This window comes from Butyricicoccus porcorum, from assembly GCF_051246315.1.
Taxonomy (GTDB): Bacteria; Bacillota; Clostridia; order Oscillospirales; family Butyricicoccaceae; genus Butyricicoccus_A; species Butyricicoccus_A porcorum.
Genome location: NZ_CP178353.1, coordinates 2,923,945 through 2,938,450, shown reverse-complemented (window position 1 = coordinate 2,938,450; position 14,506 = coordinate 2,923,945). Strand labels below are relative to the sequence as shown.

16 protein-coding genes are annotated in these 14,506 nt (G+C 56.6%); all 16 read left to right on the top strand.

Translation table 11 applies throughout. From position 1 onward, the window contains the following. The first annotated feature begins 123 nt into the window (after positions 1-123). The 16 genes from ACLM7Z_RS14630 (at position 124) to priA (ending at position 14,494) form a co-directional block, all read left to right on the top strand. On the top strand, positions 124-351 hold the full coding sequence (locus ACLM7Z_RS14630) for a putative Se/S carrier-like protein (RefSeq protein ID WP_087017283.1): 228 nt from the start codon (positions 124-126) through the stop codon (positions 349-351). Further along, positions 348-1,508, top strand: a complete 1,161-nt coding sequence (locus tag ACLM7Z_RS14625; RefSeq protein WP_435645395.1) for an aminotransferase class V-fold PLP-dependent enzyme — start codon at positions 348-350, stop codon at positions 1,506-1,508. Before ACLM7Z_RS14630 ends, ACLM7Z_RS14625 begins: the two co-directional genes overlap by 4 nt. A gap of 116 nt (positions 1,509-1,624) precedes the next feature. Beyond that, positions 1,625-2,494, top strand: coding sequence for a diadenylate cyclase CdaA (cdaA, locus tag ACLM7Z_RS14620; RefSeq protein WP_087017288.1), 870 nt, complete (start codon positions 1,625-1,627; stop codon positions 2,492-2,494). Then, positions 2,491-3,732 (top strand): CdaR family protein, encoded by a 1,242-nt coding sequence (locus tag ACLM7Z_RS14615; protein WP_087017290.1) that lies wholly within the window; start codon positions 2,491-2,493, stop codon positions 3,730-3,732. The genes cdaA and ACLM7Z_RS14615 overlap by 4 nt, the downstream gene beginning before the upstream one ends. Continuing rightward, on the top strand, positions 3,729-5,336 hold the full coding sequence (locus tag ACLM7Z_RS14610; protein ID WP_273348962.1) for an FAD-dependent protein: 1,608 nt from the start codon (positions 3,729-3,731) through the stop codon (positions 5,334-5,336). The genes ACLM7Z_RS14615 and ACLM7Z_RS14610 overlap by 4 nt, the downstream gene beginning before the upstream one ends. A gap of 2 nt (positions 5,337-5,338) precedes the next feature. Beyond that, positions 5,339-5,740 (top strand): SoxR reducing system RseC family protein, encoded by a 402-nt coding sequence (locus ACLM7Z_RS14605; protein ID WP_087017295.1) that lies wholly within the window; start codon positions 5,339-5,341, stop codon positions 5,738-5,740. Positions 5,741-5,815: 75 nt separating this feature from the next. After that, positions 5,816-6,694 carry a DUF5685 family protein gene (locus ACLM7Z_RS14600; RefSeq protein WP_087017297.1) on the top strand — a complete coding sequence of 293 codons (879 nt, stop codon included), beginning with the start codon at positions 5,816-5,818 and terminating at the stop codon, positions 6,692-6,694. Then, entirely contained in the window at positions 6,681-7,295 is a 615-nt protein-coding gene (locus tag ACLM7Z_RS14595) for a J domain-containing protein (protein ID WP_087017299.1), read from the top strand. Before ACLM7Z_RS14600 ends, ACLM7Z_RS14595 begins: the two co-directional genes overlap by 14 nt. A 94-nt stretch (positions 7,296-7,389) precedes the next feature. After that, positions 7,390-7,803 (top strand): EamA family transporter, encoded by a 414-nt coding sequence (locus ACLM7Z_RS14590; protein WP_087017301.1) that lies wholly within the window; start codon positions 7,390-7,392, stop codon positions 7,801-7,803. Positions 7,804-7,852: 49 nt separating this feature from the next. Continuing rightward, the gene (locus ACLM7Z_RS14585; protein WP_087017302.1) at positions 7,853-8,356 is read left to right on the top strand and encodes a hypothetical protein; all 504 of its coding nucleotides are present in this window, start codon (positions 7,853-7,855) and stop codon (positions 8,354-8,356) included. 362 nt (positions 8,357-8,718) lie between these two features. Then, a complete protein-coding gene (locus ACLM7Z_RS14580; RefSeq protein ID WP_435645783.1) occupies positions 8,719-9,585 on the top strand; it encodes a YicC/YloC family endoribonuclease in 867 nt (288 codons plus the stop codon). A gap of 16 nt (positions 9,586-9,601) precedes the next feature. Beyond that, complete coding sequence (remA, locus tag ACLM7Z_RS14575) at positions 9,602-9,868, top strand: extracellular matrix/biofilm regulator RemA (protein ID WP_087017306.1); 267 nt, start codon at positions 9,602-9,604, stop codon at positions 9,866-9,868. Beyond that, complete coding sequence (gene gmk, locus ACLM7Z_RS14570; protein WP_087017308.1) at positions 9,861-10,445, top strand: guanylate kinase; 585 nt, start codon at positions 9,861-9,863, stop codon at positions 10,443-10,445. The genes remA and gmk overlap by 8 nt, the downstream gene beginning before the upstream one ends. Before the next feature lie 51 nt (positions 10,446-10,496). After that, a complete protein-coding gene (gene rpoZ, locus ACLM7Z_RS14565) occupies positions 10,497-10,829 on the top strand; it encodes a DNA-directed RNA polymerase subunit omega (RefSeq protein WP_087017310.1) in 333 nt (110 codons plus the stop codon). 3 nt (positions 10,830-10,832) lie between these two features. Further along, positions 10,833-12,041: a bifunctional phosphopantothenoylcysteine decarboxylase/phosphopantothenate--cysteine ligase CoaBC gene (gene coaBC, locus ACLM7Z_RS14560; protein ID WP_087017312.1), complete on the top strand. Its 1,209-nt coding sequence runs from the start codon at positions 10,833-10,835 to the stop codon at positions 12,039-12,041. Then, positions 12,041-14,494, top strand: coding sequence for a replication restart helicase PriA (gene priA, locus ACLM7Z_RS14555; protein WP_435645782.1), 2,454 nt, complete (start codon positions 12,041-12,043; stop codon positions 14,492-14,494). The genes coaBC and priA overlap by 1 nt, the downstream gene beginning before the upstream one ends. The last annotated feature ends 12 nt before the right edge of the window (positions 14,495-14,506 follow it).

Here is a 14,506-nt window from a genome sequence, read left to right as displayed (position 1 = left end):
TTCTCCGCGCAGATGGCGGTGTCGTCGCCGTTTCGGAAGCCGCATGGCAGCGCAGGGGGACAGGCACAAAATATGCCGCTGCATCCTATACTGGAAAGAGAAAGAATTTCGGAGGTGCGTAGGATGAAACAGAGTCGAATGATTCTGTGCCGCTCCCAGAGCGAGGCGCTGCTTCTTTCGCGGAAGCTGTCCGCATGCGGCATTGACGCAAGACTTGCGCGCCCGCCGCGTTCGCCGAAGGTGCGTTCCTGTTCCTGGGGGCTTGAAATAGAAACACAGGCATCTGATTGGGCGGCAGATTGCCTGGCAGACATGCCGCCCGATGTCTGGAGCTGGGAGGATGGCGGATGATTTATCTGGACAACGCAGCGACAACGCTGAAGAAGCCGCCGGCGGTCGGGAGTGCAGCGCGCTGGGCGATGGGGCATGCGGCGGGCGCAGGGCGCAGTGCCCATTTCCCGGCGATGACAGGCGCAGAAATATTATATGACACGCGTGCGCTGGCGGCAGAGCTGTTCGGAATGGAGGATCCGCGCCGCGTGGTATTTACGTTCAACGCAACACATGCATTGTGCCTTGCGCTGCATTCGATGCAGGAATGCAGGCATTTTGCCATTTCACCGTTTGAACATAACGCTGTTTTGCGCCCGGTGATTGACATTGTCAGACAGGGAAACAAACGGCTGACGATTTTGAAGGGCGAGCTCTGGAACGATGAGCTGCTGCTTGAGTCAGCGAAAAAAGCCATCGAAGACGGTGCGGACTGCTTTGTTTTGTGCCATGTTTCCAATGTATTCGGCTATATCCAGCCGCTGGAGCAGCTTGACCTTCTGCTGGCGGAAGCGGGCATTCCGCTGATTCTCGACGCATCGCAGTCGGCAGGTGTGCTGCCCATTGATGTGTCGAAGCTGCCCAGTCTGGCAGCGGTCTGTATGCCTGGGCACAAGGGACTGTATGGCCCGCCGGGGACCGGTATGCTGTTGTGGTTGTCGGATGACATGCCGTACCCACTGCTGCCCGGCGGAACGGGCAGCCGGTCAGAACAGACGGAAATGCCGGACTTCCTGCCCGACCGGCTGGAAAGCGGCACGCAGAACATTGCAGGTGTCGCCGGACTGTTTGAAGGCATGAAATTTGTACAGCGGCTCGGTGAGCAAGAAATTTTGCGACATGAACGCGCATTGTGCCGCATTGCAGCGGAGGAACTGCGGCAAATTCCGGGTATCGTGTCGTTTGTCTCGCCCGATATGAATCGACAGACCGGTGTTCTGTCATTTTACAGCCGCCAGCTCCCCGTCGAAACCGTCGCACAGCGTCTGGCGGAGCAGAATATCTGTGTCCGCGCAGGGCTGCATTGTGCGCCGCTTGCGCACAAAACAGCGGGGACAGAGCGCACCGGAACCGTGCGGATTTCGCCCGGCTGGTTCCAGACAGAGCATCAAATGAGACGGTTTGCAGCCCGGATTGCTGTGATAAGCGGAAAAGAATCGACGCAAAATTTGGAGTAGGCTATTCACACCTTGTCGGAGTTGTGGTACAATAAAAATACGCATGGATTGTTTCATGCATATCTTGATAAACAAACCTGCATTTATATGCAGGAACTGGGAGAATCAACTGATTTATGGATTCCATTTTACTGCTGTGGCAAAACTTAACATCGATTACGGTTTCCGATATCATTGATATTGCGGTGGTCTCGTTTCTCATCTATCAGGTCGTAAAACTGGTACGGGAAACGAGCTCCGCCCGCATTATCCGCGGCGTCATTGTCTTGATCGTCGCCATGTGGATCTCCAACATCCTCCAGCTTACAATGGTCAACTATCTGTTCCAGACCGTGCTGACGTGGGGCATTCTGGTCATTGCCATTGTGTTCCAGCCGGAGCTGCGGCGTGTGCTGGAGCGTGTCGGCAAAAGCAAGCTGTCGTCGCTGATGCTGCGCAATGATACCATTCCGGTGGAGGAAAAGGCGGTTCTCGAGATTGTACATGCCTGTTCGGAAATGTCGTGGTCACGCACCGGCGCGCTGATTATTTTTGAGCGCAAGGAGAGTCTGGAGGATGTCATCCGCACGGGTACCATTGTCAATGCGGATGTCAAGGACGAGCTGGTGCGCAACATTTTCTATGAGGGTGCACCTCTGCATGACGGTGCGATGATTATCCGCGGCGGGCGGGTGCACGCCGCAGGCTGTGTGCTTCCGCTGTCCCCCAACCCCAACCTCGCAAAGGAGCTGGGTACACGCCATCGCGCCGCGGTCGGCATGAGCGAGAATGCCGATTCAGTCAGTCTGGTCGTGTCGGAGGAGACCGGCTCCATTTCCATTGCAATTGACGGACAGCTCCAGCGCCATCTTGTGCCGGAGCAGCTGGATGAGATCCTGCGCACGGAGCTTCTGGTCAAGGAGGAATTGGAGCAGCAGCACGAGGAAATGACTGTTCTTGCGAAAATCATGGATAAAATCCAGGGCTTCGGGGGGAAGAAACGATGAAAAACTGGATTGTAAAGCATGATATTTTTACCAAGCTGCTCTCGATTATTGCCGCGGTTATCCTGTGGAGCTACTTCATGGGCATTCAGAACCCGACGAGAACGCTGGAATATAAAAATCTCTCCGTACAGCTCACTGGTGTGGATGAGTTGTACAATTCCTATAACCTCAAGCTCATCAGCGGCGCGGATGCAACCGTTGATGTCAAGGTATCCGGTTCGAGCAATCGCCTTGCGACGCTGACCGTGTCGCAGATTAAGGTGAAGGCGGATCTGACCGACACCATCACGGCACCGGGCACGTATGAGATCCCGTATCATGTTATTCTCCCGGAAAGTGGCATGACCTGTGTCGGGCGCACACCGGAGACCATTACGATCACAGTCGACCGTATAGAATCCAAGACTGTCCCAGTCACGGTCAAATATTCCAACGACGCGCCGGATGGCTATGTATTTGAAGAGGCATCGCTGTCTACGGAGTCCGTAGAGATCACCGGACCGGAGACCGAACTGGATAAGGTTTCCTCTGCCGTCATCAATATCAACACCAAAAAGCTGAAACAGACGCTGACCGATAATTATTCCTACAAGCTGGTGGATAAAAACGGCGACGCAGTCGACAGCAACAATATTTCGCGCAACGTCGCCAGCATTACTGTGACCATTCCGGTTAAGCAGGTAAAAAAGGTTCCGCTTCAGGTGACATTCTCGCCAGAGGATGCGGGAACTGATGTCACAGCGACCATTTCGCCGAAGGAAGTGGAGATCATCGGCGATCCGGCGACCGTGAAGGATATCGATTCCATCACGCTGGGCGCGATCAATGTCAACACGGCGGAAAACGGCGACACCTATGATTTTGATATCAGCGTGCCGACCGGCGTTTCACTTAACGCCGGACAGCCGACGACGGCGACTGTCACAGTTTCCATTAACGATGCCGCGACAAAGAAATTTACCATCACAGATATCAGCCTGGACGATATCAAGAAAGACGATACCGCAGAGGTAACACTGGAGACCGAATCGCTGGAGGTCACACTGAGCGGGTCGCAGAAGCTGCTCGATTCCATCGACGCCGATGACATCAGCGCAGTGGCGGAAATCGCATCGCAGGATCTGTCCGACGGACAGCACACCATCGGCGCGACAATCAGCAGCCCGGATGGTTCTACCGTCATCGGCACCTACAGCGTCACGGTACGCATTACACGGAAAACATCAGAAGGATCATGAGTATTTTAGTTGGAAATATCCGCCTTCCGCTGGAGGCATCTGAGGAGGATGCCTTTGCGGCGGCGCGGAAAAAATGTGAGCTGTCCGGCAGTGCAGTCAGGCGGGCACACCTCTATCGTGCGTCGATTGATGCACGGCGCGGACGCATCACACGCGTGCTGTCCGTCCTGCTGGAGCTGGACAGTGCAGACGCAGAAGCCGCCGCCGTGCAGCGCATTGGAAAGCCGGATGTGCGGCTGAAAAAACCGGTTCAGGAGCCAGTCCCGACGGGAACACAGCGGCTGGAACACCGCCCGGTCGTTGTAGGCTTTGGCCCCGGCGGGCTGTTTGCCGCATATGTGCTGGCAAAAAACGGCTACCGGCCGCTTGTCATCGAACGCGGGCAGGCGATTGACAGCCGTGACCGCGCAGTAGAAGCCTTTGCCGCAGGCGGTGCGTTTGATCCGTGCAGCAACATCCAGTTCGGTGAGGGCGGTGCGGGTGCGTATTCCGACGGCAAGCTGACCTCGCGCATCAACGATCCGTTGAGCGAGTTTGTGCTGCGCACATTTGTCGCGCACGGCGCACCGGAGGAGATTTTGTATCGTGCGAAGCCGCATATCGGCACGGATATCCTCAAGCAGGTCGTGCGTCGGATGCGGGAGGATATCATCCGCATGGGCGGTGAAGTGCGTTTCGGCTGTGCGCTGACCGGTATGATCCAGCGCGGCGGCGCGCTGGCAGCGGCGGTTGTGGACGGGCAGGAACTTCCATGTGAACGACTGATTCTTGCAATCGGGCACAGTGCACGCGACACCTTTGAACAGCTGCATGCACAGGGTGTGTATTTTGAACCCAAGCCGTTTTCGGTTGGTGCGCGCATCGAGCATTTGCAGCGCGACATCGACCGCGGCCTGTTCGGTAAGCTCGCGGGGCATCCGGCTCTGCCACCGGCAGAATACACGCTGTCGCACCGCGAGAACGGGCGCGCGTGTTATTCCTTCTGCATGTGTCCCGGCGGGCAGGTCGTCGCAGCACAGAGCGAGCCGGATTCGATTGTGACCAACGGCATGAGCTATCATGCCCGCGATGGGCGCAATGCAAATTCCGCCATTGTCGTGTCAGTTGACCCGTCGGATTTCCCAACAGCGGATGCGCTCGGCGGTGTGGCCTTCCAGCGCCAGATAGAGCGGCAGGCCTTCCGGGTGACTGGGAACTATCAGGCGCCGTGCCAGCGGATCGGCGATTTTCTGGACGGGACGATCACCCGTCGCGCGGGCAAAGTCCGTCCGACTTATCCGCTCGGCGTGCAGTACGGTACGCTGGAGGGCATTCTGCCGGATTTTGTTGTGCGGCAGATGCAGGGCGGGCTCCGTGTATTCGGCAGAAAAATTCGCGGTTTTGATGCGGCGGATGCGCTGCTCACCGGTCCGGAAACGCGCACGAGCTCGCCGGTGCGCATCACACGGTTGGAAAACCGCCATAGCAGGCAGATTTCCGGCCTTATCCCGTGCGGCGAAGGCGCGGGCTATGCAGGCGGTATCCTGAGTGCGGCGGTGGATGGCATCGGCTGCGCACAGGAAATTTTACAGAATTTTTGTCCTCTCGAGGAAAGGAGAGATTAAATATGCAGCAGATTGCTGTTGTCAAGCGCCTGTTGCCGGACAATCAGGCGGAATTGCAAGTGTCGCGGCAGACAGCCTGTGGGCATGACTGCTCCAACTGCGGCGGCTGCGGCGAGATTGTTTCCAAGCCGATTCTGGTGATTGCAGACAATTCCATTGGCGCAGAGGTCGGTGAAGCGGTCATGATTACCGGCAGCTCGAAGCAGGTACTCGGTCTGGCAGCCGTGCTCTATGTCGTTCCGGTTGTGTTGTTCTTTGCCCTTTACGGCGTTGCTGCCGTGCTTTCGCTCCCGATTCCGGGGCTGTGGGGCGGCATCGGCTTCTTTGGCGGCATCTTTGCCGCGAAAAAAGTGAACGACCGGCAGAAGGATAAAAAGCCGGTGTATACTATTTCAAAATTGTAAACTTTCAGGGCTGACACTTGCGTCAGCCTTGTATTCTTTGGCAAGATACAGTAAAATGTATCAGTGAGGTGAAGCATGTTCGGATTTGTCCGCCCGCTGCGCGGCGAGCTGAAGGTTCGCGAATGGGAGCGCTTCCAGAGCGTCTATTGCGGGCTTTGCCATACCATCCGCAGCCATTATGGGCTGCTTCAGACAGTCATGCACAGCTATGACTGTACCTATCTGGCGCTGGTACTGTGTGCGCTGGAGGAAGAGGGCGGAAGCTGCAAAAAACGGTGTATCATGCACCCGCTGCGCCGCCGCACCTGTGCGGCAGAGAGCGATGGCATGCGCCGCGCGGCAGCGGTGAGCGTCATTCTGTCGTGGCACAAGCTGGAGGACAATGCGCACGATGAGCGCGGGTTCAAACGGCTCGGCGCACGCGCCCTGCAATTTCTGCTGCGGCGTGGATATCGCAAGGCAGCGCGTGACCTGCCTGCGTTTGACGTGTGCACACGGACATGTCTCGACGAGCTCGGGCAGCTGGAACGGCAGAAAACAGCCTCCCTTGACCGCCCGGCGGACGCATTTGCACGTATTCTGCGCGCGGCTGTTGCGGATTACAGCGCAGACAGCCGTATTTTGGAAGAGATGTTTTATCACACCGGAAGATGGATTTACTTAATTGACGCCTGCGATGATGTGGCGGAGGATTTCCAGTCCGGCAGCTATAACCCGGTTGTTCTGCGCTGGCAGCTCACACAGCCGTCCATTGAACCGGTCAGAGAGGCCATGAATCACACGCTGCTGCAATCGCTGGCGGCGTCGTATCACGCATATGTTTTGCTGCGTCCGTACCGGGACGCGGGGATAATAGAGAATATATTGTGCCAGGGTCTGCCGGAAATCACACGGCAGGTACTGAATGGCACGTTTACAAATCACGGAGGAAAGAACAGGCATGGATCCTTATAAAGTACTCGGCGTTTCGCCGTCGGCTTCGGATGATGAGGTCAAGCGGGCATACCGCGACCTCGCACGCAAATATCACCCCGACAACTATGTCGATAACCCGCTTGCAGATCTTGCAAAGGAAAAAATGCAGGAGATCAATGACGCCTATGATACCATCATGAAACAGCGTCAGAATGGAGGAGCTTCCTCCAGCGGGCAGAGCTACACCCAGCAGGGTGGCTACAGCGGAAGCTATGGCGGCTACAGTGGGACAAACGCCGGTATTTACAATCAGGTGCGCAATGCGATCAATGTCGGCAATATCGGCATGGCAGAGGAACTGCTCTCCCGCATTTCACAGCGCGATGCCGAATGGCATTATCTGCGCGCAGCGGTCTGCTACCGAAAGGGCTGGTTTGATGAGGCGATGCAGGAGATCAATCAGGCGTGCACGATGGCACCGAATAACACGGAATACCGCCGTATGCAGAGCATGCTGAGCAACAGCTCTGCCTATGGCGGGTACCGTCCGATGCAGCAGAACGATGCCATGGACTGCTGTACGCAAATGCTGTGCCTCAACTGCCTGTGCAATTGCTGCGGCGGAGGCGGAGGCTGCTGATTCAGAAGCGAAGGGGATTGCCGGACGGCAGTCCTTTTTTCACAGATCAACAGAGATATAGGGAGAGAATGAAATGAGCGGGAGGAATAACGGAATGTGGTTTGTCTTCGCACTGCTGTCCGCAATCTTTGCGGCACTCACCTCTATATTGGCGAAGGTGGGGATTGAAGGTGTCAATTCCACACTGGCGACCGCCATCCGCACGGCAGTTGTGCTGTTGATGGCATGGGGCATGGTTTTTCTGACCAATACGCAGGGAGGAATTGCACAAATCGGCAGAAAGAGCTGGATTTTTCTGATTTTATCCGGCTTGGCAACCGGTGTATCATGGTTGTGCTATTATAGGGCGTTACAGATCGGTGAGGCGTCGAAGGTTGTGCCGGTGGATAAGCTCAGCGTAGTTATCACGCTGGTGCTGGCCGTTGTTTTCCTGCATGAAAAAATGACCGCGAAATCACTGATCGGTGCGGCGCTCATCACGGCAGGGACGCTGGTCATGGTGGTATAGATATGCTGCCAGCCAAATTTTTTTGAAAGACAGAAGGATGTGACCATTTATGCAAAGCAAGACAAAAACTCTGACTTTCTGTGCGATGATGACCGCGCTGGGCATTCTTTTCCTGATGATGGGGTCGATGATGCCGGGCATGTGGGTTGCATTTACGGCGATTGCCGGTGTTGTCGCCGCGCTGACTGTTGTACAGGGCAATTTGGCTTACGGCCTGCTGACCGTCATTGCGACGGCACTGTTGTCAGCGCTCATCGTGCCGGCAAAGGAGATTGCACTGCTGTATGCGGCTTTTTTCGGCCCGTATACGCTGGTGAAGAATCTGATCGAGCGCCTGCATAACCTTCCGTTGGAATGGGTGCTCAAGCTGCTGTTCTGCGGGATTGTCTCTGCGTTGCTGTTCCTGTTTGCTGACAGTGTGCTTGCTATGGTGCCGGCTGTACTCGCCAGCCATATCTGGCTGTTCCTTCCGGCTGTGCTCTTCGTTTTTGCCGCGTATGATATTGTTTTCTCAAAACTGATTGTTTATCTATTTCAACGGTTGCATATCTAGGCGCTATCTGAAAACCAAGAAAATGACGAATATTTCGCAAAGACGAGGTCGATTCGAGACAACAACATGCGGGAATCCTTCCGGATTTCAAGTGTTGTTAACGAGGAAGCGACCCGTATTTGTAGAAATAGTCAAAATTTTCGACTTTTCAGATACGTCCTATATATAAAACTAGCATAGATCACAATGAAAACGAGAAAAAGAAAGAAAAATTTGTATACAATGTAAGAAAATGGCCCGTTTCGCTTGAACACAAGTGATGCGGGCTGTTAAAATAACATGGAAACCCCTTTTGAGAGCGAGCAAAGAGAGCAAAAGGGATTTTTGAATTTGTGAATATGGGAGGAATTTCCTTGAGAAGCATGACCGGATACGGCAGAGCCCGCCAGACGCTGCATGAGCGCGACATTACGGTGGAGCTCCGTTCCGTCAACTATCGATATCTCGACGTCAATGTGAAGGCACCGCGCATTTATGGCTTTCTGGAAGAGGCGGCGAAAACTGCTGTCGCTGCGCTGATTGCGCGCGGAAAGGTAGATGTATTTATTTCCATCGATTCCGGTGCGTCGGGCGATGTGCGCATTTCGCTCAACCACAAGATTTTGGAGGGCTATCTGGACGCCCTGCACGAGATGCGCGACCAGTATGGGCTGGCAGATGACATCAGTGTAATGAGCCTGGCACGCCTGCCGGATGTCTTTTCTTCCGAAAAACAGGAGGCGGATGCCGACGAGCTGACAAAGGATGTACTGGCGGTACTGGCTGCCGCTGGCGCGGACTTCTGCGCGATGCGCGCGCGCGAGGGCGCCAAGATGAAGGAGGATATCCTGTCCCGCGGACAGACCATCCTGAAGCTGGTCGCCGAGGTGGAACAGCGCTCGCCGCAGGCGGTGGAGGAATACCGCGCCAAGCTGACCGCGCGCATGAATGAGGTGCTCGCGGATACGACGATTGATCCGCAGCGCATTCTGGCGGAGGCAGCTATTTATGCTGATCGAACGGCGGTTGCCGAAGAAACCGTCCGCCTGCGCAGCCATATGCACCAGATGGAGGTTATGGCGGCAGAGGAAAAGCCCATCGGACGCAAGCTGGATTTCCTCGTCCAGGAGATGAACCGCGAAGCGAATACCATCGGCTCGAAGGCAAATGACATCGAGCTGGCAAAAATCGTTGTGGACATCAAGTCGGAGATCGAAAAGATTCGCGAACAGATCCAGAATATCGAATAACCGGAGGCATATTCCGATGAAGCTCATCAACATTGGGTTTGGCAACATGATTTCCGCAGACCGGCTGATTGCGATTGTTTCGCCGGATTCTGCGCCGATCAAACGCATTGTACAGGAGGCGCGTGAGCGCAATATGCTGATTGATGCCTCCTATGGCAGGCGCACACGCGCCGTCATTGTGATGGACAGTGATCATGTGGTGCTGTCCGCAATCCTGCCGGAGACCATTTCCGGCAGAGCGGGAAACCGCGAGAACGAAAACGAGGTGAATGACGATGAGTAAGCAGGGAATTCTTTTTGTCCTGACCGGCCCGTCCGGTGTAGGCAAGGGAACGGTCCTCGCGGAGGTGTGCAAGCAGAAGGAGCTGTATCTGTCCACCTCTGCTACGACGCGCGAACCGCGCCCGGGTGAACAGGACGGTGTGCAGTATTATTTCCTGACGCGTGAGCAGTTCGAGCAGAAGGTCGCGGAAAACGGCTTTCTTGAGCATGCGGAGTTCAGCGGGAATTGCTATGGAACACCGGCGGAACCGGTGGATGCGCAGCTGGACGCGGGGCACGACGTCATGCTGGAAATCGAAGTACAGGGTGCGATGCAGGTACACCAGATGCGCCCGGATGCTGTGCGCATTTTTATCGCACCGCCGAGCTTTGCCGAGTTGGAACGTCGTCTGACCGGACGCGGGACAGAGGATGCCGACGCGGTGCGCCGCCGTCTGGAGACCGCGAAGCATGAGCTGACGCTGGCAAAGGAGTTTGATTACATCGTTGTCAACAACACTGTGGAACAGGCGACAGCCGATGTGCTGGCGATTCTGCGCGCGGAGAACTGCCGCGCGGCACAAGTAGAAATTAAGTAAAACAAGCAGGCGGTTTGTGCCGCCGATGACAATAGAAGGAGCGAAAATAGTATGTTAAAGCCGTCTATGCAGGATCTGATGAAGAGAGTCAACAATCGTTATCTGTTGGTCAACCTCGCCGCACAGCGCGCGCGTGATCTGTCCGCAGAGGAAGAAAATTCCGGCGTCAAGCTGGAAGAGAAACCGATCAAGATTGCACTGGATGAAATCTGCGACGACAAGATTGAGTACCGTCCGGGCCCGAAGCCGCAGGCAGAGGATCTGCTGGCAGCAGCGAGCGCACAGGACATCAGCGCGGCGGACGATATGCTGATGAGCGCAGAGGATGAAGTTGTTTCTCTGGATGATGAGGCAGACGAAGCGCCGGTGCTGGAGGATCTGTAAGAGATGGATTTTTCCGGCAAAACCGTGGTACTTGGTGTCACCGGGGGCATTGCCGCTTATAAGGCATGCGATCTGGTGAGCCGGCTGCGGAAAAAGGATATCAAAATTCATGTTATTCTGACAAAACACGCCTGTGAATTTGTTCAGCCGCTGACGTTCGAGGTACTGTCCGGCGCGCGCGCCGTGACCGACCAGTTTAACCGCGATTTCCCATGGGAGGTCGAACATATTTCACTGGCAAAGGCGGCGGATGTCTTTGCCGTCGTCCCGGCGACCGCAAATATTCTGGGCAAATATGCGCATGGCATTGCAGATGATATGCTGTCGACGACATTGCTTGCAACGCGCGCTCCGGTGCTGTTTGCGCCCGCAATGAACACCGCAATGTATGAAAATCCTGCGGTGCAGGATAACATTGCGGCGCTGCGCGCACGCGGCTGTCTGTTTGTCGAACCGGCGTGCGGACATCTGGCGTGCGGGGATACCGGGCGCGGCAAGCTGGCAGATGTCGAGGTCATCGAACAGGCAATTCTGGACGCACTGACCGAAAAGGATATGAAGGGCATGCGCGTGACAGTCACGGCGGGCCCGACGCGCGAAGCGCTCGACCCGGTGCGCTTCCTGTCCAACCATTCGACCGGAAAGATGGGCTATGCCATCGCGCGCAGCGCGAAAATGCGCGGCGCAGAGGTGACACTGGTTTCCGGCCCGGTGGCACTGCCGCCGGTGGATGGCGTGAACATGGTGTCGGTCACCTCTGCCTGTGACATGCGGCAGGCGGTCATAGATGCGCTGCCGCAGTCGGATTTCGTCATCAAGGCGGCGGCGGTCGGTGATTACCGCCCGGCGCAGTTTCAGGACGATAAAATCAAAAAACACGACGATGATATGAGCGTTGCACTCGTGCGCAACCCGGATATTCTGGCAGAAATCGGCCAGAAACGCCGGGACGATCAGGTAATCTGTGGATTTTCGATGGAGACTCGTGATTTGGTGGAAAATTCAACCAAAAAGCTGAAGAGCAAAAACTGCGATGTCATTGTTGCGAATAATCTGAAGGTAAAAGGCGCGGGCTTTGCGGGTGACACCAACGTGGTGACACTGCTGTACCGCGACGGCACGCGTGAGCCGCTTGAGCTGATGGGCAAGGGCGATGTGGCGGATATCCTGCTTGACCGCCTGCTCGCGCTGTGGAAGAGCAAGCAGTCGTGATGCAGTCGGTTTGCCGCGTTGCGGTGTCCGCCGCAAATTATGCGTTTGACCGGCTGTATGACTACGATATTCCCGAAGAGCTGCGCGGAAAAGTACAGCCGGGTGTGCGTGTTATCGTGCCGTTTGGCAAGGGAAGCCGCACCTGTGAGGCGATTGTCGTGCGCATGGGCTGCGATCCGAAAGCCGAATATGCGCGCAAGTCGATCTGCCGCGTGCTGGATGCGGAGCCGGTTATGGATGCACATCTGCTTCGGCTGGCAGCGCATTTGTGTTCGACGCTGTTCTGCACGTTTTACGATTGCGCGCGCGCCATGCTTCCGGCGGGGCTGTGGTTCCGCCGGGTCGAGCGGTACACGCTGGCGGAGGAGATCCCCGAAGCACAGCGCGCACAGCTGGCGCAGGAGTATCCGGCACTGTCCGTGTTTACCAGACGCAAGCGTACGGCAACAGCAAAGGAAATCGCAAAAAAATGCAGCGAACTGCCCGCAGAACAGCTGGATGCGCTGTGTACGCGCGGGGTTTTGACCTTTTCGAGTGAATTTGACCGCCGTGTCAGCGACAAGACCGTGACAATGTACGGGCTGGCGATGCCGGATGACGAGGCGATGCGTCTCGCAGAGCGCGGCAGAAGCCCGGTGCGCATGGAGGTTGTCAGCGCGCTGATGCATGAGGGCGCACTCAGCCGTCATGATTTGCAGTATCTCAGCGGCGCGAGCAACGAAGTGCTGCGCGCAATGGTCAAAAAGGGCATGCTGTGCCAGTGGGAAGAGGAGGCTTTCCGCCTGCCGGAGCAGGAGGAACTGCCGCCGAGGCAGGATTTTGTGCTCAGCCCGCAGCAGCAGGCCGCATATGATGGTATGGAGCCGCTGCTGCTCTCCGGTCATCCGGAGGCGGCACTGTTATTCGGCGTGACGGGCAGCGGCAAGACGCAGGTTTACCTGCGGCTGATTGAGCGCACGCTGCGCGAGGGCAGAAGTGCCATCGTGCTCGTGCCGGAAATCGGCCTGACCCCGCAGCTGATTCGCAAGTTTATGGCGCAGTTCGGCGAAATCACAGCGGTGCTGCACTCGGCGCTGTCGGTCGGCGAGCGCTATGACAGCTGGAAACGCATCCGTTCGGGTGCGGCACGTGTCATCGTCGGTACACGTTCGGCAGTGTTCGCCCCGGCACGAAATCTCGGCCTGCTGATCCTCGACGAGGAGCAGGACGATGCCTATAAATCGGAAAATAACCCGCGCTATCATGCGCGGGACGTCGCAAAATACCGGGCAATGCAGGAGAATGCACTTGTTGTGTTCGGCTCTGCGACGCCGTCCATCGAGACCTTTTACGGTGCGGAAATCGGAAAATACCCGATGTTTTTGCTGCGCGAGCGCTATGCGGGCACGCAGCTGCCGGAGGTCACCATTGCGGATATGCGCGGGCTGATACGGCAGGGCTATACCGGTGCAGTCGGCCCGGTGCTGCGGCAGGCGATTGACACCTGTCTCGCGCAGGGACACCAGTGTATTTTGTTCCTCAATCGGCGCGGTGCCGCCCGGCAGGTGGTGTGTACCGCCTGCGGCTGGACGCCGCAATGTCCGTCGTGCAGTGTATCAATGACCTATCATTCGGTCAACCACCGTTTGGTCTGCCATTACTGTGGGCATACCGAGCCGCTGCCGCGCGTATGCCCGTCCTGCGGGTGCACGCACCTGAAAACTGACGGCATCGGCACGCAGCGGCTGGAGCAGGAGCTGCACGAGCTGTTCCCGGAGGCCTCTGTGCTGCGCATGGATGCCGACACGACTGCGACAAAGGGTGCGCATGCGAAGCTGCTCGCGCAGGTCGCCGATGGAAAAACTGACATCCTGCTCGGCACGCAGATGGTCACAAAAGGTCTGGATTTTGACAATGTGACTCTGGTCGGCATCATTGATGCGGATCAGGCGCTGTTTGCGCAGGATTACCGCGCGCGGGAGCGGACGTTTTCCCTTCTGACGCAGGTGGTCGGACGCGCGGGACGGCGTGGGATACAGGGGCATGCGGTCATTCAGACCTACAGCCCGGAAAATCCGGTCATTCTGAACGCTGCCCGGCAGGATTACGAGCGGTTTTATGAGGAAGAAATTGAGATGCGCCGCGCATTGCAGTGTCCGCCTGCGGCGCAGATTGTTGTGCTGACGGCGAGCGCGGAGCGCGAGCGTGATGTGCTCGAAGCGTTGGTTGCCGTGAAAGCGCGTCTGGAGAGCCTGATGGCGGGGCAGTTTGCCGATTTCTGTTATCCGGTGCTCGGCCCGGCACCTGCCGCAGTTGTGCGCGTGCAAAACCGGTATCGCTATCATCTGTCCATCCGCTGCCCGGAGGGCAGGCGCCGCCGTGAGCTGATCGGCGGTGTGCTGCGGGAATTTGCTGCGAACAGCAAATTTCGTCCGGTCACGCTGTATGCGGATATCAATCCGATGCAGGTGTAAGCGATCAATACG